General features: G+C 61.2%; 16 protein-coding genes and 1 pseudogene. 13 read left to right on the top strand and 4 right to left on the bottom strand.

Going from position 1 to position 25,304, the window contains the following annotated elements:
- The 4 genes and pseudogenes from G3O01_RS17640 to G3O01_RS17625 all read left to right on the top strand — a co-directional run.
- Positions 1 to 289, top strand: a pseudogene (locus G3O01_RS17640) (hypothetical protein); the annotation flags it as partial.
- Between the two features lie 201 nt (positions 290 to 490).
- On the top strand, positions 491 to 919 hold the full coding sequence (locus G3O01_RS17635; protein ID WP_205806408.1) for a hypothetical protein: 429 nt from the start codon (positions 491 to 493) through the stop codon (positions 917 to 919).
- Positions 920 to 922: 3 nt separating this feature from the next.
- Entirely contained in the window at positions 923 to 1,612 is a 690-nt protein-coding gene (locus G3O01_RS17630) for a C39 family peptidase (RefSeq protein WP_241024028.1), read from the top strand.
- An 8-nt stretch (positions 1,613 to 1,620) separates the two neighbouring features.
- On the top strand, positions 1,621 to 3,075 hold the full coding sequence (locus G3O01_RS17625) for a hypothetical protein (protein WP_205806407.1): 1,455 nt from the start codon (positions 1,621 to 1,623) through the stop codon (positions 3,073 to 3,075).
- Between the two features lie 79 nt (positions 3,076 to 3,154).
- Here G3O01_RS17625 and G3O01_RS17620 read toward each other — a convergent pair whose 3' ends face one another.
- On the bottom strand, positions 3,155 to 4,582 hold the full coding sequence (locus G3O01_RS17620; protein ID WP_205806406.1) for an acetate kinase: 1,428 nt from the start codon (positions 4,580 to 4,582) through the stop codon (positions 3,155 to 3,157).
- A 519-nt stretch (positions 4,583 to 5,101) separates the two neighbouring features.
- Between G3O01_RS17620 and G3O01_RS17615 the strand changes: the two genes are divergently transcribed.
- From G3O01_RS17615 to G3O01_RS17605, 3 genes are all read left to right on the top strand, one after another.
- On the top strand, positions 5,102 to 9,943 hold the full coding sequence (locus G3O01_RS17615) for an NAD-glutamate dehydrogenase (RefSeq protein WP_205806405.1): 4,842 nt from the start codon (positions 5,102 to 5,104) through the stop codon (positions 9,941 to 9,943).
- Positions 9,944 to 10,087: 144 nt separating this feature from the next.
- Positions 10,088 to 11,149, top strand: a complete 1,062-nt coding sequence (gene selD / locus G3O01_RS17610) for a selenide, water dikinase SelD (protein ID WP_205806404.1) — start codon at positions 10,088 to 10,090, stop codon at positions 11,147 to 11,149.
- Between the two features lie 46 nt (positions 11,150 to 11,195).
- Entirely contained in the window at positions 11,196 to 12,122 is a 927-nt protein-coding gene (locus tag G3O01_RS17605) for a cation diffusion facilitator family transporter (protein ID WP_205806403.1), read from the top strand.
- 736 nt (positions 12,123 to 12,858) lie between these two features.
- Here G3O01_RS17605 and G3O01_RS17600 read toward each other — a convergent pair.
- Positions 12,859 to 13,080 (bottom strand): hypothetical protein, encoded by a 222-nt coding sequence (locus tag G3O01_RS17600; RefSeq protein ID WP_205806402.1) that lies wholly within the window; start codon positions 13,078 to 13,080, stop codon positions 12,859 to 12,861.
- Here G3O01_RS17600 and G3O01_RS17595 point away from each other — a divergent pair.
- Positions 13,079 to 14,146, top strand: a complete 1,068-nt coding sequence (locus tag G3O01_RS17595) for a purine nucleoside permease (protein WP_205806401.1) — start codon at positions 13,079 to 13,081, stop codon at positions 14,144 to 14,146. The two genes, G3O01_RS17600 and G3O01_RS17595, sit on opposite strands and share 2 nt — an antisense overlap.
- Positions 14,147 to 14,336: 190 nt before the next feature.
- Here the strand turns inward: G3O01_RS17595 and G3O01_RS17590 are convergent, their stop codons facing one another.
- Together G3O01_RS17590 and G3O01_RS17585 are read right to left on the bottom strand one after the other, a co-directional pair.
- Positions 14,337 to 14,645, bottom strand: coding sequence for a DUF4148 domain-containing protein (locus G3O01_RS17590; RefSeq protein ID WP_205806400.1), 309 nt, complete (start codon positions 14,643 to 14,645; stop codon positions 14,337 to 14,339).
- A 179-nt stretch (positions 14,646 to 14,824) separates the two neighbouring features.
- Positions 14,825 to 15,829, bottom strand: a complete 1,005-nt coding sequence (locus tag G3O01_RS17585; protein ID WP_205806399.1) for a LysR family transcriptional regulator — start codon at positions 15,827 to 15,829, stop codon at positions 14,825 to 14,827.
- A gap of 196 nt (positions 15,830 to 16,025) precedes the next feature.
- Here G3O01_RS17585 and G3O01_RS17580 point away from each other — a divergent pair, with 196 nt between their 5' ends.
- From G3O01_RS17580 to G3O01_RS17560, 5 genes are all read left to right on the top strand, one after another.
- Positions 16,026 to 16,880 carry an alpha/beta hydrolase gene (locus G3O01_RS17580; protein ID WP_205806398.1) on the top strand — a complete coding sequence of 285 codons (855 nt, stop codon included), beginning with the start codon at positions 16,026 to 16,028 and terminating at the stop codon, positions 16,878 to 16,880.
- A gap of 32 nt (positions 16,881 to 16,912) precedes the next feature.
- Positions 16,913 to 18,217 (top strand): efflux RND transporter periplasmic adaptor subunit, encoded by a 1,305-nt coding sequence (locus G3O01_RS17575; RefSeq protein WP_205806397.1) that lies wholly within the window; start codon positions 16,913 to 16,915, stop codon positions 18,215 to 18,217.
- A 73-nt stretch (positions 18,218 to 18,290) separates the two neighbouring features.
- On the top strand, positions 18,291 to 21,476 hold the full coding sequence (locus tag G3O01_RS17570; protein WP_205806396.1) for an efflux RND transporter permease subunit: 3,186 nt from the start codon (positions 18,291 to 18,293) through the stop codon (positions 21,474 to 21,476).
- 14 nt (positions 21,477 to 21,490) lie between these two features.
- The gene (locus tag G3O01_RS17565; RefSeq protein WP_205806395.1) at positions 21,491 to 23,044 is read left to right on the top strand and encodes an efflux transporter outer membrane subunit; all 1,554 of its coding nucleotides are present in this window, start codon (positions 21,491 to 21,493) and stop codon (positions 23,042 to 23,044) included.
- 861 nt (positions 23,045 to 23,905) lie between these two features.
- The gene (locus G3O01_RS17560) at positions 23,906 to 25,234 is read left to right on the top strand and encodes an Nramp family divalent metal transporter (RefSeq protein ID WP_205806394.1); all 1,329 of its coding nucleotides are present in this window, start codon (positions 23,906 to 23,908) and stop codon (positions 25,232 to 25,234) included.
- The last annotated feature ends 70 nt before the right edge of the window (positions 25,235 to 25,304 follow it).

Raw genomic sequence — 25,304 nt, 5'->3', positions numbered from 1 at the left:
GGCCGGCAACGGCGGCAACGCAACGGGTGGCGCAGGCGGTGCAGGTGGCGCAGGTGCAGCAGCAGCGGCGACGGCGGCAGCGGGCGGCGCAGGCACGGGTGGCGCAGGCGGTGCTGGCGGTGCTGGCGGAACGGTCACGATGACGACGGGCTCATTCGACATGTCGAACAACATGGCGAGCGCAGCTCAATCGGCAGCTGGCGTGATGGTTCTGAACCAGAACAGCGGCATGGCGTCGCTCGTGCAGCAGGCAGTCACTGTGCAGGCGAACCTGACTGTCGGTCACTAACCGTCCACCAGGACAGTTAGCGTCGACAAGTCGTTGTGTGATGTGCCGTGGGGCGTTCGCGCTCCACGGCTTCTGTTCCATCGTCATGGCGCACGGGGTTGCCGCGCCGGGCGAAGGTCGCACAAATCGTACTTCGCCGCACGCCGCTCTACGCGCTGCAAGGCGTCGTCGCGCGGTCAGGCGAAGCACCAGGAGACAACCATGCAGGCGTTCAAACGCATTGCGAAGGTGGTACTGCCTGTCGTCATCGGACTGCCGGGCTTCGCAGCCCATGTTTATGCCGGCGAACTGCGTTCTCCCGTGCAAGCGGATACGTCGGTCGCACCCATTGTTGCCACTGTTCCCGGCACCGCATCGCCCGCACCGGTGGTCCCGGCCGACGCGACCTTCGGTGTCGCGATGACGGCCGAGCAGCTCGATGCGCATCGCGGCGGCGAAGCGGTCTTCAACGACATGAACCTGCAAGGCACGGTCGCGAACAATACCGCGCGCGGCGTGGACACCGGCTCGAATGTGATTGCGGGCGGCTCGTTCTCGAATGCGAGCGGCTTGCCCACCGTGATACAGAACACGGGGGCGAACGTGCTGATCCAGAACGCGACGATCGTCAACGTGCGCTTTGGGGAATGAGCGATGAAACGCCAGGGAGCCATGTGGTTGCTAGCGTGCGCGCTGACGGCGGCAACGGCGGCGCGCGCCGATCCGATCACGATCTACGAGCCGTCGGGCGCGGGTTACGCGATGCACGTGACGAGCCTGAAAGAGGCCCGCTTCAAGCGCACCATCAAGCAGCAGTTCGACTTCAGTTGCGGGTCGGCAGCCGTGGCGACGCTGCTCACGTTTCAGTACAACTATCCGGTGAGCGAGCAGACCGCATTTCAGGAGATGTTCGAGAACGGCGATCAGGCGAAGATCCGCACGGAGGGGTTTTCGCTGCTCGACATCAAGCACTTTCTCGAACGGCGCGGCTTTATCGCGGATGGCTATGAGCTGCCGCTCGAAAAGCTCGTCGAAACGAATACGCCCGCGATCGTGCTGATCAGCGAAAGCGGCTATCACCACTTTGTCGTGGTGAAAGGGTTGAAGAACGACCGCGTGCTGATCGGCGATCCCGCGACGGGGACGCGGCCCGTGCCGCTGAAGAGTTTCAGGACGAAATGGGAAGACCAGGTCCTGTTCGTCATCCATAACAAACCTGGCGTCGGGATCTTCAACGATCCCGTCGACTGGCGAGTCGCACCGCCCGCGCCGCTCTATACGGGCGTCAATCGCGACGGCCTGTTCTTCACCGTGATGCCGAAGCACGGCGCGAGTGACTTCTGAGGGCCATCATGAGAACGGAGACCCGAAAACTCGCCAGTATTGCCACGATGTTATGTGGCTCGATGGTGACGTTCGGCGCGCATGCGTTCGAACAGGGTGCGCCGGCCGCGGCTTCGGCGGCGGCGCCGGATGTCATGGGTGGATCGATCGAACCGCTCGTGCTGCGCGATGCCGCGCCTTCGGCGGCGACGGATGCCATCACGCAAGCCGTCGTCGATGCGTTCCCGGCGCAAACGCCGCGCGCATTTTCCGCAGACAGCGAAGGCATTCGCGAGGCGCCCGTGTCGTATGCGGCGCCCATTGCTGTTGTCTTGCCACGCAGGGAGGCCGCTGAAGAAGCGGAGAACGAAGCGCAACAGGTTGCTGCCAGTAACGAAGCCAATAACGAAGCCATTCACGCGACGAACGAAGCCGTCGTCAACGAAGCGCAATACGCCGTCGATGCATCTGCGACGCCGTCTGTGTCTTCGTCCCCGTCTTCAAGCGAAAGCGATGTGCTCGCGCAGCGCGATGCAGTCGAACACCAGGACGCGCCTGACGCAACAGCAGCAGTGCCCGTTGACGCACAAGAGGCTCAAGCGCACGTAGAACCGCTTCCGGTGTCCTATGCGGCACCGATCGCGGTTCCCGCGCGTAAAGCCCAGCAAGTCGAAGCGCCACGCGAAAAAAACATGGAAGAACACGCGCAACCGCGCTCGATGCAACATGAGCAACTGACTCTCGATGCCACGCCGACACCGCCCCCCGTGTCGCCCGCGCATCCCGATCCGCTTGCGAATGTGCGCGAGAGCGTGAAGCCGCCCGTCTCTTATGCGCGGCCGGTTGCCGTGCCGGCGGCGCGTGCGGCAACGAGCGTGCAAAACGATGCGCGTGCTTCGACACATGCATTTGCACAAACGCCAGAACAGCCGCCAGCACAACAGATCAAGGCGCCCGTGTCGTATGCGGTGCCCATTGCCGTGCCGCAGGCTGCGCGCAACGACACGCCCCCCGCGCGCGTGCGCGAAGTCGATGCGCGAGTGGACACGGAAGATCCGAACTGGTCGTCGAAAACGATCGTCGCCATCAGCGAAGAAAAACTCGACTCGATGCGCGGCGGTTTCGATGTGGCAAACGGCCTGAAGGTCTCGTTCGGCCTGTCGAGGGTGGCTTACGTGAACGGCAATCTCGTCACGCAGACCAGCTTCAATATTCCGGACCTGAGCAACATGACGACGCAGCAGGCGCAGGCGCTCGCGGCGGCGAACATGGGATCGATCTTGCAGAATGGCGGCGGCAATATCGCGCAGCAAGGCTCCGTGCAGGGGCTGTCGGGCGCGGTTATCCAGAACACACTCAATAACCAGAATATTCAGGCACTGACGACAATCAACGCAACCGTCAATTCATTGGGCTTCTTCAAGAACATGAATCTGGGCGATACATTGAACAATGCATTGCTGAATTCGATCAGGCCACGATAAGCAATTCAATAAGTAAAAAGCTCGCGGCGCTTTTAAAGGCGTCGCGAGCTTTTGTTTCAATTAAAGTGAAAAGCGGAACTCAGAACTGGATCGGCATGCGGAACGTCAGTGTGAGATCCGGCGTGTCGCGCGTGAGGCCGGCACCGAGCGAGAAGTTGAGTGTCGTCTTCGGCGTGAGGCGATACGAATAACCGACCAGCAGCGTGCCGAGTATCACGCGCACCGAACCCGGAACGGTCGAGCCGTTCTGCTTGGTCGGCAGCACGATGCTCTGGTCGTAGCCGATACTGAACGAAGCCTTTTCGTTCAGCGCGAGACCCATGCCGATATTGAAACCCCAGATATCGCCCGGCTGGATATGGCCGACGGATTCGGTCTCGCCATCGAGAATGTGCAGGCTCAGATCGCTGCGGCCAAAACTGTGCAGGTAGCTGAAGTTGCCGAAGAACACCACCGGGTCGCTCGGGAACAGCCATGTGAGCCCCGGCTGGATCGCATAGAAACCGGTGCCTGTCGGCTGTTCGAGCGGCAGGCCCGTGCCCGTCGTGTTGCCGATGCAGCGCGTCACGCAATCGGTGACGACGTCGAACGGACTTTTACCCGTGGCCGTCTTGAAGCGCAGCCAGCCGATGTAATAGAACTTGTCCGGGCCGCCTTCATTCAACTGGTAGCGCATCGTCATTTCGACGTCGCCGATACCGTGGCCGTTGCTATTGAAGACGTTGTCCTGCGCAGTGCCCGTGAAGATTTCGCGGCTCACGGTGTCGTTAGTTGAATAGACATACGGCACGCGCACTTCGAATTCCATCCGGTTCGTAATGCCGTAGCGCGCGGCAATGCCTGCTGTCAGTACGTTCGACTTGATCTCGCGCACGTCGATCAGGCCGATCAGCAGCGCGGGGATGATCGTGTAGCCGACCAGCGCCACGCGGTCCGACGACGAATAGCCGAACTGGAACGATGGCTCGATCACGAACTTGTTGCGCGGCGTGAGCACGCCTGGTTGATCGAAGATCGGCGCGACAGCCGGCGGCGCGGTGTCGGGAATAGGCGCCTGGCCGACGGGTTGCGTCGGCTGTCCCTGATCGCCGCCTGAGTTTTGCGCCATGTTGATGACGGGTGCAGGTGCTGCGCCCGTTGCGGCGCCTGCCGTCGCACCGGCGGTTGCCGCTGCGCCACCCGTGGCATTGGGCGCGGCGCCTGCGTCGCTCTGCGCAATGCCCGCGGCGGTGCCCGAGCCGGAACCCGGCTGGCCCGTGCCGCGCGTCGCGTCGAGCATGCGTGAATCGAGTGCCTTGCTTAACTGCTGGAATTGCGCTTCTTCTTCGGCGAGTTTGCGCTTGAGTGCTTCTAGCTCCTTGATACGGTTATTCAGTTCCTGGCGAAGGGTTGCGATATTTTCCTGTGCGGTTTGATCTTGTAGCGATTGCGCATGGGCTTCAACATAGAAAAGAAGCATTGTCGCGTAACTGATCGTCCGCACATGTCGAAATGGCTCGCGCTTCATGGGTCTGTTCTCCATGTCAGGCTTGCAGGTTCTACCCCGGTACACCTCGACAACAGGCCAGCGGCATCGACACGTCCAGTCGTTGTGCTGGGCATGAAGCAACCCCTTCGTATAACCGCATTGCGCGACTCAAGAGTGTCTCCATGCTGGCGAATGGAATCGGTATTGAAACCGTAATTCGCTTTTGGTATCTATTTCGTACCTGTCTTCATGCATCCGCAATAAAGCCTTTAAAGATGATCGTCTGCGGCTTGATTGCGGACCTTAAAAGCCTAACGCATCAATGGTTCGTATGCTAATAAGAAGAACCCTGGCCTATGATGGTTAGCCAACAGAACGAAGCGTTTTCATGTTTTTTAAAAGGCCTTGTCATCGCTGTCGGTGGCTTCGCTGGACACGTTACTGTCACAGGCGCGCGCAAGCATCGTCGATGTGCGCGTGCACAATCCGTTTCTGCGCAACGGGTGCATAATGCGCTTCAGCCGATGCAGAAGATTGTCGCCCGCCGTGGAGGACGTCATGCAAGCGAAGAACGAAGAAGCCGTTGCCCATCTGCTCAACGATGTCGTCGAATTCGCACGAGGACGATTGCCCGAGCCCGCATTCGCAGCCGTCGAGCCATTCCTGCGTCACTACTACGACTTCGCCGATGCAGATGATCTGCATAGCCGGGGCATTGCCGATCTCTACGGCGCGGCCATGGCGCACTGGCAAACCGCACAGCGCTTCGTGCCTGGCAGCGAACGCTTGCGGGTCTACAACCCGATCCTCGAACAGCACGGCTGGCATTCCGATCACACCGTGATCGAGATCGTCAACGACGACATGCCGTTTCTGGTGGATTCGGTTTCAATGGCCGTCAACCGGCTCGGTCTTTCGCTGCACTCCGTGCTGCACCCGGTATTTCGCATCTGGCGCGGCAAGGACGGCGGCATCGAGCGCATCGCGCCGGGCGGCGCAGCAAGCGACGATGGCCAGTCGCAACTCGCGTCGTTCATTCATTTCGAAGTGGACCGCTGCGGCGATGCGGCGAAGCTCGATGCATTGCGCAACGAGATCGCGAAGGTGCTCGGCGACGTGCGCGCTGCGGTCGAAGACTGGCCGAAGATCGTCGAGATAGCACGCACGACGATCCGCGACATGGCCGCGCGCGAAACCAGCCCGGAAGGCGTGGAGGCGCGCGCGTTCCTCGAATGGATGGTCGCGGACCACTTTACGTTTCTCGGTCAGCGCGACTACGAACTCGTCGCGCATGACGGTCAGTATGGCCTGCGCGGCGTGGCGAGATCCGGCTTCGGCATCCTGCGCGAAACGTTGCGGCCGCAGGGCACGTCCGAAGTGACGCCATTGCCGGCCGCTGCCGCCGACATCATCGCGGGCGCGACGCCCATCTTTCTGACCAAGGCCAATTCGCGCGCGACCGTGCATCGCCCTGGTTATCTCGACTATGTCGGCGTGAAGCTGGTCGGGCCGGACGGCAAGATCAACGGGGAGCGGCGATTTATCGGGCTGTATACATCGACGGCTTATACGTCGTCGGCTACGGAGATTCCGATCGTGCGCCGCAAATGCGCGAACATCGTGCGGCGCGCGGGCTTTCTGCCCAAAGGGCATCTCGGCAAATCGCTGGTGACGGTACTGGAAACGTATCCACGCGACGAACTGTTCCAGGCGGACGAAAACGAACTCTACGATACGGCGCTCGGCGTGCTGCGTTTGCAGGAACATCAGCGCACGCGGATGTTCGTGCGGCGCGACCGTTTTGGCCGCTTCGTATCGTGCCTCGTGTTCGTGCCGCGCGAAAAGTACAACACCGATCTGCGCCGCCGCATCGCAAGGCTGCTGATGAGCGCGTTCAACGGTACGAACGTCGAGTTCACGCCGCTGCTTTCCGAGTCGACGCTCGCGCGCATTCATTTCGTCGTGCATGCCGAGCCGGGCGCGATGCCCGAGGTCGATACGCGCGAACTGGAAGCGCGGCTCATTCAGGTGTCGCGCCGCTGGCAGGACGATCTCGCGGATGCCTTGCTCGACGCGTTCGGCGAAGAGCAGGGCAACCGTCTGTTGCAGCACTACGCCGATTCGTTCCCGGCGGGCTATCGCGACGACTATCCGGCACGCACGGCGGTGCGCGATATCGAACTGATCGAACGCGTGCAGGGCACCGAGCACATTGCGATGAACCTGTACCGGCCGATCGAAGCGGGTCCGCGCGCGTTCCGCTTCAAGGTGTATCGCGCGGGCGACCCGATCGCGCTGTCGCGCAGCCTGCCGATGCTCGAGCATCTGGGCGTGCGCGTCGATGAAGAGCGGCCCTATCTGATCGAAGCACCGGGCGCCGCACCTGCATGGATTCACGATTTCGGGCTCGAACTGGCCGACGACGCCGAGTTCGACATCGAGCGCGTAAAAGGCCTGTTCGAAGATGCGTTCGAGCGCGTCTGGACGGGCGATATCGAAGACGACAATTTCAACCGGCTCGTGCTGCGTGCGCAACTGAGCGCGCGTGAAGTGATCATCTTGCGGGCTTACGCGAAGTATTTACGGCAGGTCGGCTCGACGTTCAGCGACGCGTATATCGAGCGCGCATTGACGGGCAATCCCGCTATCGCGCGCATGCTGGTCGAACTGTTCATCGCGCGATCCGATCCCGCGCCCGCCACGACGCGCGAAACGCGTGTCGAGCGGCTGCTGAAGACTATAGAAGGCGCGCTCGACGAAGTACCGAATCTCGACGAAGACCGCATCTTGCGGCAGTTCCTCGGCGTGATCAACGCGACGCAGCGCACCAATTACTATCGGCGCGATGAGAGCGGCAAGCCGAAACCGTATCTGTCGTTCAAGTTCGATCCGGCGAAAGTGCCGGGTCTGCCTGAACCGAAGCCGATGTTCGAAATCTGGGTATATTCGCCGCGCGTGGAAGGCGTGCATCTGCGTGGCGGGCGCGTTGCGCGCGGCGGCTTGCGCTGGTCCGATCGCCGCGAGGATTTCCGAACGGAAGTGCTCGGCCTCATGAAAGCGCAGATGGTGAAGAACGTCGTGATCGTGCCGGTGGGATCGAAGGGCGGCTTCGTCGTGAAGAATCCACCGCCGCCAACCGATCGCGAAACGTGGATGCGCGAGGGCATTGCGTGTTATCAGACCTTCCTGCGCGGTCTGCTCGACCTGACCGATAACCGGGTGGGTGGCGACATCGTGCCGCCACCCGATGTCGTGCGGCATGATCCTGACGATCCCTATCTCGTCGTCGCCGCCGATAAAGGCACGGCCACGTTCTCCGATTACGCGAACGCGATCTCGCAGGAATATGGTTTCTGGCTCGACGATGCATTCGCGTCGGGCGGATCGGTCGGCTACGACCACAAGAAAATGGGCATCACCGCGCGCGGCGCGTGGGAATCGGTGAAACGCCACTTCCGCGAAATGGGCGTCGATACGCAGACGATGGATTTCACCGTGGTCGGTGTCGGCGACATGTCTGGCGATGTGTTCGGCAACGGCATGCTGTTGTCGCAGCATATTCGCCTTTTCGCGGCGTTCGATCATCGGCATGTGTTTCTCGACCCGAACCCCGATCCCGCGACGAGTTTCGCCGAGCGTCAGCGGCTCTTCGGTCTCGATCGATCGAGCTGGGCCGACTACGATCCCGCGCTGATCTCGGCGGGCGGCGGCGTGTTCGCGCGCAGCGCGAAGACAATTCCACTTTCACAAGCTGTGCAGTCGATGCTAGGCATCACAGCCGCCGCGCTTGCGCCGAATGAACTGGTACGCGCGATTCTGCAGGCGCCTGTCGATCTGCTCTACAACGGCGGCATCGGCACGTACGTGAAAGCGAGTCACGAAACGCATGTGCAGGTCGGCGACAAGGCCAACGACGCCGTGCGCGTGAATGGCTGCGATCTGCGCTGCAAGGTCGTCGCGGAAGGCGGCAATCTCGGCCTCACGCAGCATGGGCGCATCGAGTTCGCGCAACGCGGTGGCCGCGTGAATACGGATGCCATCGACAATTCCGCGGGCGTCGATTGCTCGGACCATGAAGTGAACATCAAGATTCTGCTCGGCCTCGTGGTAGCCGATGGCGAGATGACGGAGAAGCAGCGCAATGCGTTGCTCGCAGAGATGACTGAGGAAGTCGGTCTGCTCGTGTTGCAGGACAACTACTACCAGACACAGGCATTGTCGATTGCAGGCCGCTATGCCGCCGAATTGTTCGACGCCGAAATGCGCCTGATGCGCTATCTCGAACGCGCGGGACGGTTGAATCGCGTGATCGAGTTTCTGCCGTCTGAAGACGAGATCAACGAACGCCTGGCCGCGAAGCAGGGTTTGACTTCACCGGAGCGCGCAGTGTTGCTCGCGTACAGCAAGATGTGGCTCTACGATGCATTGCTCGAAACCGACGTGCCGGAAGACTCGTTGGTGGCGGGCATGTTGACCGAGTACTTCCCGAAACCGTTGCGTCAGCGCTTCAGCGAGCCGATGCATCGTCATCCGCTGCGCCGTGAGATTCTTGCGACGCATTTGACGAATGCGCTGATCAATCGCGTCGGTTGTGCGTTCGTGCACCGGATGATGGAGGAGACCGACGGGAAGCCGGGAGACATCGTGCGCGCATGCATGATCGCGCGCGACGTGTTCGATCTGAACGACGTGTGGCGCAATATCGACGCGCTAGATAATCGTGTTGCCGACGATGTGCAGGCGCGCATGTTCGTCGAGATCACGAAGCTGCTGGAGCGCGCGGCGTTGTGGTTCCTGCGGCATCTGCAATCGGGCGAAGTGAAGGACGGCGGCGTGACGGAACTGATCGCGCGTTGCCGCGACGCGGCGCAACGGCTCGCGCCGCAATTGCCGATGCTGTTGCCTTCCGCGGAACTCGAAGCGTTGTCCGAGCGGCAGCGTGTGCTGGTCGATGCGGGCGTCGATAGCGAACTCGCGGTGCGAGTTGCGAGCGGCGACATTCCGGCTGCGCTGCTCGATATCGCGGAAGTGTCGGCGACCACGGAGCGTGGGCTCGAACTCGTGGCAGGCGTGTATTTCGCACTGGGCACACAGTTGAACTACGGCTGGATCGGGGAGCGCGCCGAGGCGTTGCCCACCGCGACGCATTGGGACGTGATGGCGCGCGCGGCCGCACTAGCCGAACTCGCGCGGCTCAAGCGCGTACTCACGACGAGTGCGTTGACGGAAGCGCCCGAGGCAACTACGGCAGAAGGTGTCGTCGAAGCATGGCGTGCAAAACGCGAGAGCGCACTCGCGCGTTATGCGCAACTGCTGACGGACTTGCGTGCGGCAGGTGGCGCGAGCCTGTCGATGCTGCTCGTGATCGTGCGGGAAATGGCGACGCTCGAGCGGCGCTAGTTGCCGGTCGACTGCTTTCTTCAAAACGCGTCATCGTCTCGAGGACGATGGCGCGTTTTTCTTTACGCGACCCGGCCCGACCCGACAGCGCGGCGGCGGATTGCCGGATAATAGTCGTTATCGATCATTTGACACTTCACCATCATGAGCGAACCCGCTGTCAGTTCAAACGTGCCGCGCCTCACGAGCCTTTCGCACGGCGGCGGCTGTGGCTGCAAGATCGCGCCCGGCGTGCTGTCCGATCTGCTGAAGCGCAACATGCCGATGCCGTCGTTTCCGGACCTGCTGGTCGGCACGGAAACCTCGGATGACGCCGCCGTGTATCGCCTGAACGACGAGCAGGCGATCATCGCGACCACTGACTTCTTCATGCCGATCGTCGACGATCCCTACGACTTCGGCCGCATCGCTGCGACCAACGCGCTTTCCGATGTGTACGCAATGGGCGGCAAGCCGATCCTCGCGCTTGCCCTGGTCGGCATGCCGATCAATGTGCTGCCGCACGACGTGATCGCGGCTGTGCTGCGCGGCGGAGAAGACGTGTGCATGCAGGCGGGCATTCCGGTCGCGGGCGGTCATTCGATCGATTCCGTCGAGCCGATCTATGGTCTCGCAGCGCTCGGTGTCGTGCATCCGAAACGCGTGAAGCGCAATGCGTCGGCGCAGGCAGGCGATGTGCTTGTGCTTGGCAAACCGCTTGGTGTCGGCGTGTTGTCGGCGGCGCTAAAAAAGAATCAGCTCGACGAAGCCGGCTATGCCGCAATGATCGCGGCGACGACGAAGCTCAATCGTCCGGGCGCCGACCTCGCTGCGCTCGATGGCGTGCACGCGATGACGGACGTCACGGGCTTTGGCCTGCTCGGCCACACGCTCGAACTCGCGCGCGGCGCGCAACTGACTGCACGCGTGCGCTACGCGGATTTGCCGTGGATTGCGGGCGTCGATGCGTTTGTTGCCGCGGGTGTGTTCACCGGCGCATCGGGCCGCAACTGGGCGTCGTACGGCGAGGACGTGCGCCTTGCGGATGCGTTGCCCGACACGGCACGCACATTGCTGACCGACCCGCAGACCTCAGGCGGCTTGCTCGTATCGTGCGCGCCCGAGGCCGTCGACGATGTACTGGCGATTTTCCGCGCGGACGGCTTCGATCATGCGGCGGTGATTGGCGAGTTGTACTCAGGCGCGTCGCGCGTCGAAGTGGTTTGACTTCCCTTTACTTCTCCGCATCAAGACAAATCAAATCGAAGAGCCTATGACAGAAGAATCACCGAAGGCCATTTTTTATGCGCTGGCAGCGAACCTCGGCATTGCAGTGTGCAAATTCGCTGCTGCGGCCTTTACGGGTTCCGGCGCGATGTTCGCCGAAGCCATTCACTCGACCGCCGATTGCGGCAATCAGGTTTTGCTGCTGTTCGGCCTGAAACAGGCGCGCCGTCCCGCTAGCGTCCTGCATCCACTCGGCGCGGGCAGGGCGATCTATTTCTATTCGTTGCTGGTTGCGCTTTTGTTGTTCTTCGTTGGCGGCGCGTTTTCGGTGTATGAAGGCGTGCATCGGTTGATGGCGCATGAGCCGTTGTCGCATGCTTATATTGCGCTTGCTGTGCTCGGGGTGTCGGTGGTGCTCGAGGCGTTTTCGCTGATGGGCGCAATCCGCGAGATCCGCAAGACGAACACGAATAAATCGATGTGGCGCTGGTTCCGCGAAACGCGCGAATCGGAGTTGCTTGTCGTCACGGGTGAAGACGTAGCGGCGTTGCTCGGTCTCGCGATTGCCTTCGTTGCCGTGCTGCTGACGATGATCACGGGCAATACGGCATTCGATGCGTGGGGTTCGATCGGTGTCGGTGTGTTGCTGATGGTGATTGCGTTTCTGGTGGCGCGCGAAGTGAAGTCGATGATGATCGGCGAATCCGCGAGCCCGGAAGTGCGGCGAGCGATTGAGGCGCATCTGCGTGCGCGTAGTGAGATTCGCAGCATTATCAATCTGATTACCTTGCAGTGGGGGCGGCATGTGGTTGTTGCCGTGCAGGCGGAGATGATCGATTACGATAGCGGTCGCGCTATGGTCGATGCGATTAATATCGTTGAAGCCGATTTGCAGGATGCGTTTCCGCAAGTGCGGTGGGTGTTTTTTGAGCCCGATGTTCCTCGGGTTCGGGATCGTGATTCGCGGGATTAGGGGTTGTTTGTTGTTGTTTGCTGTTGCTGCTGTTGTTGTTATTGCTGGCATCCGCGATTTGTTTTGCCTGCTTCACACGTTGCCCCTGTGCGGGGCGGCACCTACTTTTCTTTGCCGCGGCAAAGAAAAGTAGGCAAAAGAAAGCCGCTGAACACCGCCCGTTCTTGACGTTTGCCCACGGGCCCGCACCGGCCCCGTCCTGTCCCCGCCAGCGCTCTTCTTGATGCCCGCTGCCAACGCTTCGAATTGGCTCATCACCCGCTTCACACTCCCGCGTCTCGGCGAGCGCGATCAAATTGCCCACGTTCTATAGCGGCAAACTGTGTGTAGGCTATCGCGGCGTATGCGCTCCACTCCAGACTGGGAAACATGATCGGTGTCGTAGGTTCGCTGAGGTGTGGAGCACTACGACCTACACACAGTTTGCCACCTGGGCGGCCGTAATCGTTCGCTGCCGCTTGCTGCGCTAGGGGTGATTGAAGCGGGTGAGGCGTGTATTCGAGGCGCTGGCAACGGGCAGTGAAAGGCAGAGCGCCGTGTGAAGCGGAGGACCCGTCGGGGGCCCTCAGGCGGTGGTCAAGCACTTGCGGTGTTAGCCCGCTTTCTTTGCTTACTTTCTTTGCGGCGGCAAAGAAAGTAAGTGCCGCCCCGCACAGGGGCAACGCTTGAGGCACCAGTAACAAAACGCGGATGCCAGCAAAAACGAGAGCAAACCACACAAAGCGTCGCGAGACAATCAAAAGCAAACGCCACCAAAAAGCAAAGCAACAGCAAAAACCACAACCGCTTGCGCAGCAAAAAACAAACCCTTTTTATGCAATTCGACTATCCAAACACACAATCCAAATTCCTTAATGGAAAACAATTCAACCCCACCTATACTTAGCTCCGCCCTGTTCCGCGAGGGCACGCATTCCATTTCCAATCTTTTAACGAGCTCAAAGAAAGGACTTGTCATGGTAACTCGCACGGTAGGCGCATTGACCGCTTTGGCACTGGCCGCATGCACGGCAATATCGCCGCTGGCGAATGCGCAGGACGATAACTTCGCGCAAGGCAATGGCGAATCGCATGGACGCCAGGTCAAGGTGATGATCATTTCGATGTTCGGGCCGGAAGGGCAGGTGTGGCTCGACAAACTCGGACCGTGGCAAGACATTCCCGTCGCCGGTCTCTCCCCCGACTATCCAGACATTCATTGCAATAAACAGGACGTCTGCGTGATGACAACCGGCATGGGCCATACCAATGCCGCTGCGTCCACGATGGCGCTCGCGTTCTCTCCTCGATTCGATTTGCGGCACACGTACTTCATGGTCGCAGGCATTGCAGGCATCGATCCGATTCAGGGTACGGTCGGTTCAGCCGCGTGGGCCAAATACCTCGTCGACTTCGGTATTCAGTGGGAAATAGACGGGCGCGAAATTCCGCCGGGCTGGACAACCGGCTATCTCGGCATCAATACGAAAAGCCCGACGGAAAAGCCGCCGCTCGATTACCGCACGGAAGTGTTCCAGCTAAATACACGCCTCGCCAATACAGCTTTTGCACTGTCGCGTAACGTGGTCTTGTCTGACAACGCCGAGGCGCAAGCGGCGCGCGCCAAATACACCTATGCGCCCGCCAATCGGCCGCCTACCGTCATTCAGTGCGACACGCTAGCCGGCGATACGTGGTGGTCCGGCACCAAGCTCGGCGAACGCGCGCGCGACTGGACGAAGATTCTCACCGACGGCAAAGGCGTCTATTGCACGACGCAGCAGGAAGACAACTCGACGTATGAAGCGCTGAAACGCGCGGCGAGTGTGCATCGTGTGGATTTGAGTCGCGTGGCTGTATTGCGTGCGGGTTCGGATTTCGATCGTCCTTATGATGGACAGACGAGCGCCGATAATCTGCTCAATTACGCTGCGCAAGGCGGCTTTACCATCGCCCTTGAAAACCTGTATCGCGCGGGCAATCCGCTGGTTCAGGATATCGTTTCGCATTGGGGTGAATGGCGTAACGGCGTGCCGCAGCGCTAATCACTTGATCTGCACCCATGCGAAAGCGCTCAATCGCTTTCACGCGATTGAGCGCAGCACTACAACTTCACTATGTTTCCTCGCGCGCTCAGTGCGCACGATAGGGCGTCCAGACGGGAATGTCTGCTGCCCAGTCATCGAGTTCCGATGGGCTCATGTTCAGCTCCTTCGACTAATAACAGATTGGCACTTACTGGCCGCGAGCGACGCGCACGCTGCCATCGCTCTGCGCTTCGAGGCGCTCGGCTTGCGTGCGGCCAATCAGGCCCTGTTCCGGATACGAGGTCTTGTTCAGCGAAGGCAGCGTGCCGTCGCGATACGAATCGGCGACTTCAGCGCGAACTTCTGCGCGCGTTTTCGGCGCCGATGCGCTAGTCGAGTGTTGCCACCATTGATCGTTGTACGACCCCGCGCGGCCAATGCCACCGCCGCCGCCGGCAAATGCCGGTGCGCTGACTAGCAGCGAGAGAGCAAGACCTGCCAGCAGATTGCGTTTCATGATTCACTCCTGTCCATTCGATTCGATTGCTACGCCGTGGTAGTCCGGCGTTGCGACAGGGTGAAATGTAGGCTTTGACGCGCGGGCGATAAACCCGGCTTTCGTGAAATGAATTGTCGCAATTTCAGAACAATCGCGGCGCGATGCCGCGATCGTCCCTTGAATAAAGGCTCAGAAGCCTACGCGACCCATTCCGTCATTACCGGCGTCCTGAAGTCCGGTGCCGATTCTTTTTCCTCGAACGTGCGTTGCGTGCAGGTCTTGTCGAGGCTCGCGCGGCCGCTCAGCAACGGGCAGCGGTCGAAAATCTCCGCAATCCAGTCGACGAACACGCGCACTTTCGACGACAGATGCCGGCTATGCGGATACACCGCGGAGATTGGCATGGGCAGCGGTTTCAGGTCGGGCAGCACTTCGACGAGCTGGCCCGAACGCAGATGCGGCAGCACCATGAAGAGCGGCGGCTGGATCAGGCCGAAGCCTTCCAGGCCGCACGTCACGTAAGCGTCCGCATCATTGACGGACACCACGCTCTTCATTTTCACTTCGACTTCCTTGCCGTCTACGAGGAACGACCAGTCCATAACGCGGCCGGTGCGGCTCGAAAAGTAATTGACGGCCTTGTGCTGCTCGAGATCGTCGAGTGTCTGAGGAATACCCGCGCGCTCGACATACGCGGGCGCGCCGCACGTCACACCCTCGAATAACCCTATTCTGCGTGCGACCAATGACGAATCCTGCAGCGCGCCGACCCGCACCACGCAATCCACGCCTTCCTGCAGCAGATCGACCGGGCGGTCAGACAAGCCGAGTTGCAGATCGATATCCGGGTACTTGGTGTGGAATTCGCACAGCTGGGGAATCACGAGCAGACGTCCGATCGATCCCGGCATATCGATGCGCAGCTTGCCGCTCGGTTTCTTGTTGCCGCTCTGGAAACTCGCTTCCGTTTCTTCGACGTCCGCGAGAATGCGCACGCAACGCTCGTAATACGCGGCGCCATCGGGCGTCAGCGAAAGACGGCGTGTCGTGCGATGCAGGAGGCGTGTGCCGAGAAACGCTTCGAGATTCTGGATGATCGTCGTGACGGAAGCGCGGGGCAGATCGAGCGTTTCCGCAGCCCGGGTGAAGCTGTTGGTGTCGACGACCCGGGTGAACACTTGCATGGCCTGGAGCCGGTCCATTGCAAACCTCCGAAAGAGCCGGAGCACTGGTGAAGCAGTCGCATCAGCCATTTAACGTTTGGCTAACGCGCCGAATAAAGGCATTCGATTGTTCAGGTGCACCGAATTGTGTTGCCGGATTATAGGCATTTATTTGGAACTCTGCTGGTCCCACAATTCGCACCATTCGATAGTTTCGCGCATTGCGCTGTTCGACATGGATGCATTCAACCCGCGCCACACCTTTGTTCCGCCCGGCACCAGCCTCGGCGAAAACGCGTCATTGCTCGACGTCACCGACGTACGGGTAGAAGGGTACGCGCAGGACATCACATTGCGCCTTTACCGGCGAGCGGCCGCGAAAAGCGGTCTGCCGATCCTGCTCTATTTTCACGGCGGAGGTTTCGTGCGTGGCTCGATCGAGGAAGCCGATTACGCCGCGCGTTATTTCGCGCAGCACACGCCGGCACTCGTCGTGTCGGTTGGCTACTCGCTCGCGCCGCAGTTTCCGTTTCCGGCCGCGCCTGAAGACGCGCACCGCGCCGCGCTCTGGGTGCAGACGCGCGCACGGGCGTTCGGCGGCAACACGAAAAAGATTGGCGTAGCGGGCCACGATGCCGGTGGCTCGCTCGCGAATTGCCTGGCGTTCATCGGCCGCGATCGCGGGGATGTGCGGATCGATGCGCAGGCATTGTTCGGACCGATGCTCGATCCGAGTCTCACGCGCCTCGGCGACGAGAAGCGTTTGAGCTCGGACATTACGGCAAGCGAATGCGCGGCGTGCTACCGCGCGTATCTGCCGCAGGCATCGCAGCGCATGCACCCGTATGCGGCACCGCTCGAATCGGTGCGGCTCGCGGGCTTGCCCGCCACGCTGATTGCGACCGCGCAAAACGACGTGCTGCACGTCGAAGCGGAGAAGTACGCGAGCAATCTGATCGACGCGGGCGTGCAGACGCAGGTGGTCCGATATCCGAGCGTATCGCACGCGGCGCTGGCCAATCATCCGGCCGCGTTGCTCGAGGCGGTTCGATTCTTCCAGTGGCGCTTCGACGAGCGCGCACTCCGATAAACAAATCTCTCAACTAAATTCCGGAGTCTGTCATGTCTGTTTTTCCTCTCTCGCGTTCGAAGCTGGCGGTAGCAACGCTGGCGGTACTTGTTATTGCGGGGCTTGGCACGTTCGGCGCGATTCGCGTCGATGCACGCGCGCCTGCGCAAGCCGCGCCGACCATCGTGCCGGAAGTCGACGTCGCCACTGTCGTGCAGAAAACCATCACTGACTGGCAAACCTATTCGGGCCGTTTGCAGGCCGTCGAAAAGGTCGATGTTCGTCCGCTCGTGTCGGGCACTATCGTCTCCGTGAACTTCCAGGACGGCGCGTTGGTGAAGAAGGGCGACGTGCTGTTCGTCATCGATCCGCGTCCGTATCAGGCCGAAGTCGATCGCGCTGCCGCACAGCTTGCTGCTGCGCAATCGCGCGCGGGTTACGCGCAAAGCGACTGGGAGCGCGCGCAACGCCTGATCGGCGATAGCGCAATCGCGAAACGCGATTACGACGAGAAGCAGAACAATGCGCGCGAAGCGAGTGCCAACGTGAAGGCCGCGCAAGCCGCACTGGAAGCCGCGCAGATCAATCTCGGCTACACGAAGATCGTCGCGCCAGTAGCGGGCCGCGTGTCGCGTGCGGAAATCACGCTTGGGAACGTCGTGAACGCGGGTGCGAGCGCTGCGCCGCTGACCACGCTCGTGTCCGTCTCGCCGATCTACGCAGAGTTCGACGCCGACGAACAGACGTACCTGCAATACATCAGCCAGGTGAAGAACGACAGCAAGGTGCCCGTCGAACTCGGCCTCGCGAATGAAACGGGTTATTCGCGCAAGGGCACGATCCAGTCGGTCGATAACCGCCTCGATACGTCGTCGGGCACGATCCGCGTGCGCGCGCGTTTCGACAACGCTGACGGCTCGCTCGTCCCCGGTCTCTATGCACGCGTGAAAGTGGGCGGCAGCGAGCCGCATTCGGCGCTGCTGATCGACGACGCCGCAATCGGCACGGACCAGGACAAGAAGTTTGTGTTCGTCGTCGACAAGGACGACAAGATTGCCTATCGCGAGATCCAGCAGGGCGACCTGCAAGGCAATCTGCGCGTCGTGAAGGGCGGCTTGCACGCGGGCGACCGCATTGTCGTGAACGGCACGCAGCGCGTGCGGCCGGGCGCGCAGATTCGCGCGCATATGGTGCCGATGGGTGACGGCAATGCAAGCGGCGATGCGAACAGCGCGCCCGTTGCCGACGATGCACAGGCAGACAAGCAGGCACAGCTCGACGGCGCGAAGCAGAAGCACAGCGAACCGCAAACGCAGGCACAGGCGCAGCCGCGCACGAAGGCGCGCAAGGATTCGTAACCGCTTCACGCCCACACGCAATCCTTCGATGCATGCGCACAAGACGTAAGCGCTCCAACATCAAGAGCTTTACATGAACATATCCAAATTCTTTATCGATCGGCCGATCTTTGCTGGCGTGCTATCGGTCCTGATTCTGCTCGCAGGTCTGATCGCCGTATTCCAGCTGCCGATCTCCGAATATCCGGAAGTGGTGCCGCCTTCCGTGGTGGTGCACGCGCAGTATCCTGGCGCGAACCCGAAAGTGATCGCCGAGGCGGTTGCATCGCCGCTCGAAGAGCAGATCAACGGCGTCGAGAACATGCTGTACATGCAGTCGCAAGCGAATAGCGACGGCAATCTCACGCTCACCGTCACGTTCAAGCTCGGCACGAATCCCGACCTTGCGACGCAGCTCGTGCAGAACCGCGTGAATCAGGCGCTGCCGCGTCTGCCGGAAGACGTGCAACGTCTCGGCGTGACGACGATCAAGAGCTCGCCGACGCTGACGATGGTCGTGCATTTGATCTCGCCGAACGACCGCTACGACATGACGTATCTGCGCAACTACGCGCTGCTCAACGTGAAGGACCGCCTCGAGCGGATCAAGGGCGTCGGGCAGGTGCAGTTGTGGGGCGCGGGCGATTACGCGATGCGTGTGTGGCTCGACCCCGCCAAGGTCGCGCAACGCAATCTGACGGCGATGGAAGTCGTCAACGCGATTCGCGAGCAGAACATTCAGGTGGCGGCGGGTGTGATCGGTGCATCGCCTTCTGTGCCGGGCACGCCGCTGCAACTGTCGGTGAATGCGCGCGGCCGTCTGAAGACGGAAGCCGAGTTCGGCGACATCGTCGTGAAGACGGCGCCCGACGGTGCCGTGACATACCTGAAGGACATTGCGCGCGTCGAACTCGCGGCGTCGGAATATGGGCTGCGTTCGCTGCTCGACAACAAGCCTGCGGTCGCAATGGCGATCAACCAGTCGCCGGGTGCGAATTCGCTGGAGATTTCCAACGAAGTGCGCGCGACGATGAAGGAACTCGCCGCTGATTTCCCGGCTGGCGTCGAGTACAAGATCGTCTATGACCCGACGCAGTTCGTGCGTTCGAGTATCGAAGCCGTTGTGCACACGCTGCTCGAAGCGATTGCGCTCGTCGTGATCGTGGTGATCGTGTTCCTGCAAACGTGGCGTGCGTCGATCATTCCGTTGATTGCAGTGCCGGTGTCGATTGTCGGTACGTTCTCGCTGCTGCTGGCGTTTGGATTTTCGATCAACGCGCTGTCGCTGTTCGGGATGGTGCTGGCCATTGGTATCGTGGTCGACGATGCGATCGTGGTGGTGGAAAACGTCGAGCGGAACATCGAAAGCGGATTGAGCGCGAGAGATGCGACCTACAAGGCCATGCAGGAAGTGAGCGGGCCGATTATCGCTATCGCGCTGACGCTGGTTGCCGTGTTCGTGCCGCTCGCGTTCATGACGGGTCTGACGGGCCAGTTCTACAAGCAGTTCGCGATGACCATCGCGATCTCGACGGTGATCTCGGCATTCAACTCGCTGACGCTGTCGCCCGCGCTGTCTGCTCTGCTGCTGCGTGGTCACGGCGCGAAGGAAGACTGGCTGACGCGCGGCATGAACCGCGTGCTGGGACCGTTCTTCCGCGGCTTCAACAAGGTGTTCCATCGCGGCTCGGAAAGCTATGGCCGTGGTGTGAACGGCGTGCTCAAGCGCAAGGGCGCGATGCTTGTGGTGTATGCGGTGCTGCTGGGCCTGACGGTTCTCGTGTCGCGTATCGTGCCGGGCGGCTTCGTACCGGCGCAGGACAAGGAGTATCTGATCGCGTTCGCGCAGTTGCCGAATGGTGCTTCGCTCGACCGCACCGAGAAGGTGATCCGCGACATGGGCGCGATTGCGCTGAAGCAGCCGGGCGTGGAAAGCGCGGTGGCGTTCCCGGGTCTGTCGGTGAATGGCTTCACGAACAGTTCTAGTGCAGGCATCGTGTTCGTCACGCTCAAGCCGTTCCATGACCGCAAGGGCAAGGCGTTGTCGGCGGGTGCGATTGCGGGTGCGCTGAACCAGCAATATGGTGCGATCAAGGACTCGTTCGTCGCCGTGTTCCCGCCGCCGCCCGTGCTCGGTCTCGGTACGCTCGGCGGCTTCAAGATGCAGCTGGAAGATCACGGCGCGGTTGGTTACGCGGAACTGAACAAGGCAACGGAAGCGTTCATCAAGAAGGCTGCGACGACGCCTGAACTCGGCCCGACGTTCTCGAGCTATCAGATCAACGTGCCGCAGTTGAACGTCGATCTGGACCGTGTGAAGGCGAAGCAGTTGGGCGTGCCTGTCACAGACGTGTTCAACACGATGCAGGTGTATCTCGGCTCGCTGTATGTGAACGACTTCAACCGCTTCGGTCGCGTGTACCAGGTGCGTGTGCAGGCGGATGCGCCGTTCCGTCAACAGGCTGACGACATCCTGCAACTGAAGACGCGCAACGTGAATGGCGACATGGTGCCGTTGTCGTCGCTGGTGACGGTGACGCCGACTTACGGTCCGGAAATGGTCGTGCGCTACAACGGCTATACGGCAGCGGACATCAACGGTGGACCGGCGCCTGGCTATTCGTCGGGTGAGGCGCAGAGTGCAGCGGAACGCATCGCGGCGGAAGTGTTGCCGAAGGGTGTGAAGCTCGAATGGACCGACCTGACGTATCAGCAGATTCTCGCTGGCAATGCAGGGCTGTGGGTGTTCCCGATCAGCGTGCTGCTCGTGTTCCTCGTGCTCGCTGCGCTGTACGAGAGCCTGACGCTGCCCCTCGCGGTGATCCTGATCGTGCCGATGAGCGTGCTGTCCGCGCTGACGGGCGTGTGGCTCACGCAGGGCGACAACAACATCTTCACGCAGATCGGCTTGATGGTGCTGGTGGGGCTGGCGTCGAAGAACGCGATTCTGATCGTCGAGTTTGCGCGTGAACTGGAACACGATGGACGCACGCCGTTGCAGGCCGCAATCGAAGCGAGCCGCATGCGTCTGCGCCCGATTCTGATGACGTCGATCGCATTCATCATGGGTGTGGTGCCGCTGGTACTGTCGAGCGGCGCGGGTTCCGAAATGCGCCACGCGATGGGCATAGCTGTGTTCTTCGGGATGCTGGGTGTGACGCTGTTCGGCTTGATGCTGACCCCCGTGTTCTACGTGGTGCTGCGTACGCTGGCGGGCGGCAAGATTCACGTCGCGCAGAAAGACTCGCCGCATCTCGTTGCGCATACAACGGACGCCTGATGGAGAAAATGACAATGAAAAGCTTTGCACAGATGGGCGGCCTCGGGCGCGCGGCGGCGAGCACGCTGTTGATGTTGCTGCTCGCGGCGTGCTCGGTCGAGCCGACGTACAAGCGACCCGACGCGCCGACGCCCTCGGCATTCAAGGAAGCGCCCGTAACGGCTTCGACGACGGACGCGGCCAACGCGCCGCTTCCCGCCAGCGAGGCAGGTACGTGGAAGACGGCCGAGCCCGCGGAAGAAGCGCATCGTGGTGAATGGTGGACGGTGTTCGGCGATTCGACGTTGAACGACCTTGAAAAACAGGCCGCCGATGCAAACCAGAACCTGAAAGCCGCTGCTGCGCGCGTGCAGGAATCGCGCGCGTTGACGCAACAGGCCCGCGCCTCCTGGTTCCCGTCGTTCGACGCGGGCTTCGGCCCGACGCGCGAGCGTCTGTCACCGGCATCGCAATTCCTGCCGAACGACACGCACGTGCCGACGCAAACGCTGTGGCGTGCACAGGTGACCGCTTCGTATGAAGTCGATCTCTTCGGCCGCGTCAGCTCGAACGTGAATGCGGCGCGTGCGGACCAGGCGCAGAGCGAAGCGCTGTTCCGCTCGGTGCAGCTTGCGTTGCAGGCGGACGTCGCGCAGAACTACTTCCAGTTGCGTGAGTTCGATACACAGTTGAGCTTGTATCGTCAGACGGTGACCTTGCGTGAAGACGCGTTAAAGCTCGTCGAGCGCCGCTTCAAGGAAGGCGACATCAACGAACTGGATGTATCGCGTGCCCGCAATGAACTGGCGACGGCACGCGCCGATGCGGTTGGCGTGGCGCGTCAGCGTGCGGCGTCCGAGCATGGCCTTGCGATTCTGCTCGGCAAGGCGCCCGCGGACTTCTCGTTCCCCGAGACGCCGCTCGCGCCCGTGACGGTGCGCGTGCCTGCAGGATTGCCGTCTGCGCTGCTGGAGCGTCGCCCGGATATTTCGGCGGCAGAGCGCGCGATGGCGGGGGCGAATGCGCGGGTCGGTCTCGCCAAATCGGCGTTCTTCCCGAAGCTCGATATCACGGGTGCGTTTGGCTACGAGTCGACGACGCTTGGCGATCTGTTCCAGTGGTCGAGCCGTGCGTTCCTGCTCGGACCGTTTGCGGGCACGGCGCTGACGGTGCCGCTCTTCGACGGCGGACGACGCAAGGCGAATCTTGCCAATGCGCGCGCGAAGTATGACGAGGATGTGGCGCAGTATCGTCAGCAGGTGCTTGTGGCGTTTCGTGAGGTCGAGGACAACCTGTCGGATCTGCGTTTGTTGACCGATCAGACGCGTGAGCAGAATGATGCCGTCAATGCGTCGAAGCGCGCGGAGCATTTGTCGCAGACACAGTATCAGGAAGGGCAGGTTGCTTATCTTGATGTGATTGATGCGCAGCGGCAGACGTTGCAGTCGCAGTTGCAGTTGAGTCATCTTGCGGGGACGCAGGCTGTGGCGACGGTGAATCTGATTCGCGCGCTCGGCGGGGGGTGGGGTGAGGTGAAGACTGACGTTGGTAATGCTGATGGGGTGGCGCAGCAGGTCGCAAAGCAGTAAGGTTTTTTTGTCTGCGACGCTTGGGGTGGGTTGTTTTCGCTTTCGCGTTTTTGCTCTTGCTCTTGCTTTCGCTGGCATCCGCGATTTGTCTTGCCTGCTTCAAGCGTTGCCCCTGTGCGGGGCGGCACCTACTTTTCTTTGCCGCGGCAAAGAAAAGTAGGCAAAAGAAAGCCGCTGAACACCGCCAGCTCTTCTCTCTGCCCACGGGCCCCCAACGGCCCCGTCCTGTTCGCGGCATCGTTCTTCTTGATGCCCGCTGCCAACACTCTTATTGAGCGCCTCATCCGCTTCACACTCCCGCGTCGCCGCCTACGCGATCAATTTGCCCACGTTCTATAGCGGCAAACTGTGTGTCGGCTTTCGCGCCATATGCGCACCACTCCAGACTGGGAAACATGATCGGTGTCGTAGGTTCGCTGACGTGTGAAGCACTACGACCTACACACAGTTTGCCACCTGGGCGGCCGTAACCATTCGCTGCCGCTGGCTGCGCTACGGGTGATTGAAGCGGGTGAGGCGCCTGGCCGAAGCGCTGGCAGCGGGCGGTGACTGAGAAGTTACCGTGTGAAGTGTAAGAACTGTTGGGGGCCCTCAGGCGGTGGTCAAGAGCGGGCGGTGTTAGCCCGCTTTCTTTGCTTACTTTCTTTGCGGCGGCAAAGAAAGTAAGTGCCGCCCCGCACAGGGGCAACGCTTGCGCCGCGTAGGCGCTAACGCGGATGCCAGCGAAAGCACAAGCAAACCAAACCAGACCAAACCAGACCACGTCCCCAAATTTCTTTGTACACTTGACCCCATTCCGCGGCGCCAGCCATCGCCAACCAAAGCGCACTGCGAGTTAAATCACCTCGAGGGTTCCTGGCTTTGCCGTTCAAACTTCCCACCACAGCAACCGCGCCGTTCTGCCCATCCGAGGTGCAGGGCTCTGTCACCGTCACACAGTCCGCGCCTTTCTGGAAAAAGATCCTTCAGTTCGCAGGTCCGGGTCTCCTTGTGTCCATCGGTTACATGGACCCCGGCAACTGGGCCACCGATATCGAAGCGGGCTCGCGCTACGGCTATAGCCTGCTGTTCGTGGTCGTGCTGTCGAGTCTCGCGGCCATGGTGCTGCAATGCCTGAGCATGCGTCTTGGCATCGCGACGGGCCGCAACCTCGCCGAACTGTCGCGCACGCGTTACTCGCCAGGCGTCGCCCGCATTCAATGGCTGCTCGCCGAACTGTCGATCATCGCCTGCGATCTCGCGGAAGTGCTCGGCGGCGCGCTCGCGTTTCACCTGCTGTTCAAATGCTCGCTGACAGTGGGCGTGATTCTCACTGCGTTCGATACCCTCATCGTGCTCGGCCTGAAGGGCAAGAACTTCCGCGATCTCGAAGCCATCATGCTCGGGCTGATCGCGACCATCGGCGTCGGTTACATCATCGAACTCGCGCTCGTGCATCCACACTGGCCGTCCGTTGCCGCGGGGCTCGTGCCTTCGTGGCAAGCCGTCAGCGAACGCGAGCCGCTCTATCTCGCCATCGGTATTCTCGGCGCGACCGTGATGCCGCATAACCTGTATCTGCATTCGTCCGTCGTGCAGACGCGCGCCGTGACGCGCGACCACAAGGGCATCGCGGAAGCCATCTCGCTGTCGCGTATCGATACGATCGTCGCGCTGTTTCTCGCGCTGCTGATCAACGCGGCAATCCTGATTCTCGCGGGCGCCGCGTTTCATTCGACGGGACACACCGCAGTGACCGAAATCGAGGATGCGTACCGCCTGCTCGCGCCCATCGTCGGTACGGGCTTCGCGGCGGTGCTGTTCGCGATCACGCTGCTGGCGTCGGGGCAAAGCTCGACATTCACAGGCACCGTGGCCGGGCAGGTCATCATGGAAGGCTTTCTGCAACTGAAGATTCCCTGCTACCAGCGGCGCTTCATCACGCGCGCGCTCGCGCTCATTCCCGCGCTGGTCGGCGTGCAGATGCTCGGCAATGGTGCGGTCGGCCAGTTGCTCGTCGCGAGCCAGGTGGTGCTGAGCCTGCAATTGCCGTTCGCGCTGTATCCGCTGATCCGCATGACCGACGACCGCAAATTGATGGGCGAGTTCGCCAACCGGCTGCCGACACGGATCATCGCGTGGTCGTTGTTCGTCGTGATCAGCGCGGCGAATCTCTGGCTCGTGGTGCAGACCTTCGGCTTCGCAGGCTGATACCCGAAGCGCTCAAGATATACGCGCAAAAATCGCAGGCGAAAAAAAGCCGGTCTGAAAAGACCGGCTT

The organism is Burkholderia sp. Ac-20365 (genome assembly GCF_017104715.1).
Lineage (GTDB): Bacteria > Pseudomonadota > Gammaproteobacteria > Burkholderiales > Burkholderiaceae > Paraburkholderia.
Note: the sequence above shows the minus strand (reverse complement) of the source record. Positions and strands in the feature narration are given on the sequence as shown.

Coding starts and splice junctions, on each gene's coding strand:
- G3O01_RS17635 (WP_205806408.1), top strand. CDS start 491: ATGCAGGCGTTCAAACGCATTGCGAAGGTGGTACTGCCTGTCGTCATC.
- G3O01_RS17630 (WP_241024028.1), top strand. CDS start 923: ATGAAACGCCAGGGAGCCATGTGGTTGCTAGCGTGCGCGCTGACGGCG.
- G3O01_RS17625 (WP_205806407.1), top strand. CDS start 1,621: ATGAGAACGGAGACCCGAAAACTCGCCAGTATTGCCACGATGTTATGT.
- G3O01_RS17620 (WP_205806406.1), bottom strand. CDS start 4,582: ATGAAGCGCGAGCCATTTCGACATGTGCGGACGATCAGTTACGCGACA.
- G3O01_RS17615 (WP_205806405.1), top strand. CDS start 5,102: ATGCAAGCGAAGAACGAAGAAGCCGTTGCCCATCTGCTCAACGATGTC.
- selD (WP_205806404.1), top strand. CDS start 10,088: ATGAGCGAACCCGCTGTCAGTTCAAACGTGCCGCGCCTCACGAGCCTT.
- G3O01_RS17605 (WP_205806403.1), top strand. CDS start 11,196: ATGACAGAAGAATCACCGAAGGCCATTTTTTATGCGCTGGCAGCGAAC.
- G3O01_RS17595 (WP_205806401.1), top strand. CDS start 13,079: ATGGTAACTCGCACGGTAGGCGCATTGACCGCTTTGGCACTGGCCGCA.
- G3O01_RS17600 (WP_205806402.1), bottom strand. CDS start 13,080: ATGACAAGTCCTTTCTTTGAGCTCGTTAAAAGATTGGAAATGGAATGC.
- G3O01_RS17590 (WP_205806400.1), bottom strand. CDS start 14,645: ATGAAACGCAATCTGCTGGCAGGTCTTGCTCTCTCGCTGCTAGTCAGC.
- G3O01_RS17585 (WP_205806399.1), bottom strand. CDS start 15,829: ATGGACCGGCTCCAGGCCATGCAAGTGTTCACCCGGGTCGTCGACACC.
- G3O01_RS17580 (WP_205806398.1), top strand. CDS start 16,026: ATGGATGCATTCAACCCGCGCCACACCTTTGTTCCGCCCGGCACCAGC.
- G3O01_RS17575 (WP_205806397.1), top strand. CDS start 16,913: ATGTCTGTTTTTCCTCTCTCGCGTTCGAAGCTGGCGGTAGCAACGCTG.
- G3O01_RS17570 (WP_205806396.1), top strand. CDS start 18,291: ATGAACATATCCAAATTCTTTATCGATCGGCCGATCTTTGCTGGCGTG.
- G3O01_RS17565 (WP_205806395.1), top strand. CDS start 21,491: ATGAAAAGCTTTGCACAGATGGGCGGCCTCGGGCGCGCGGCGGCGAGC.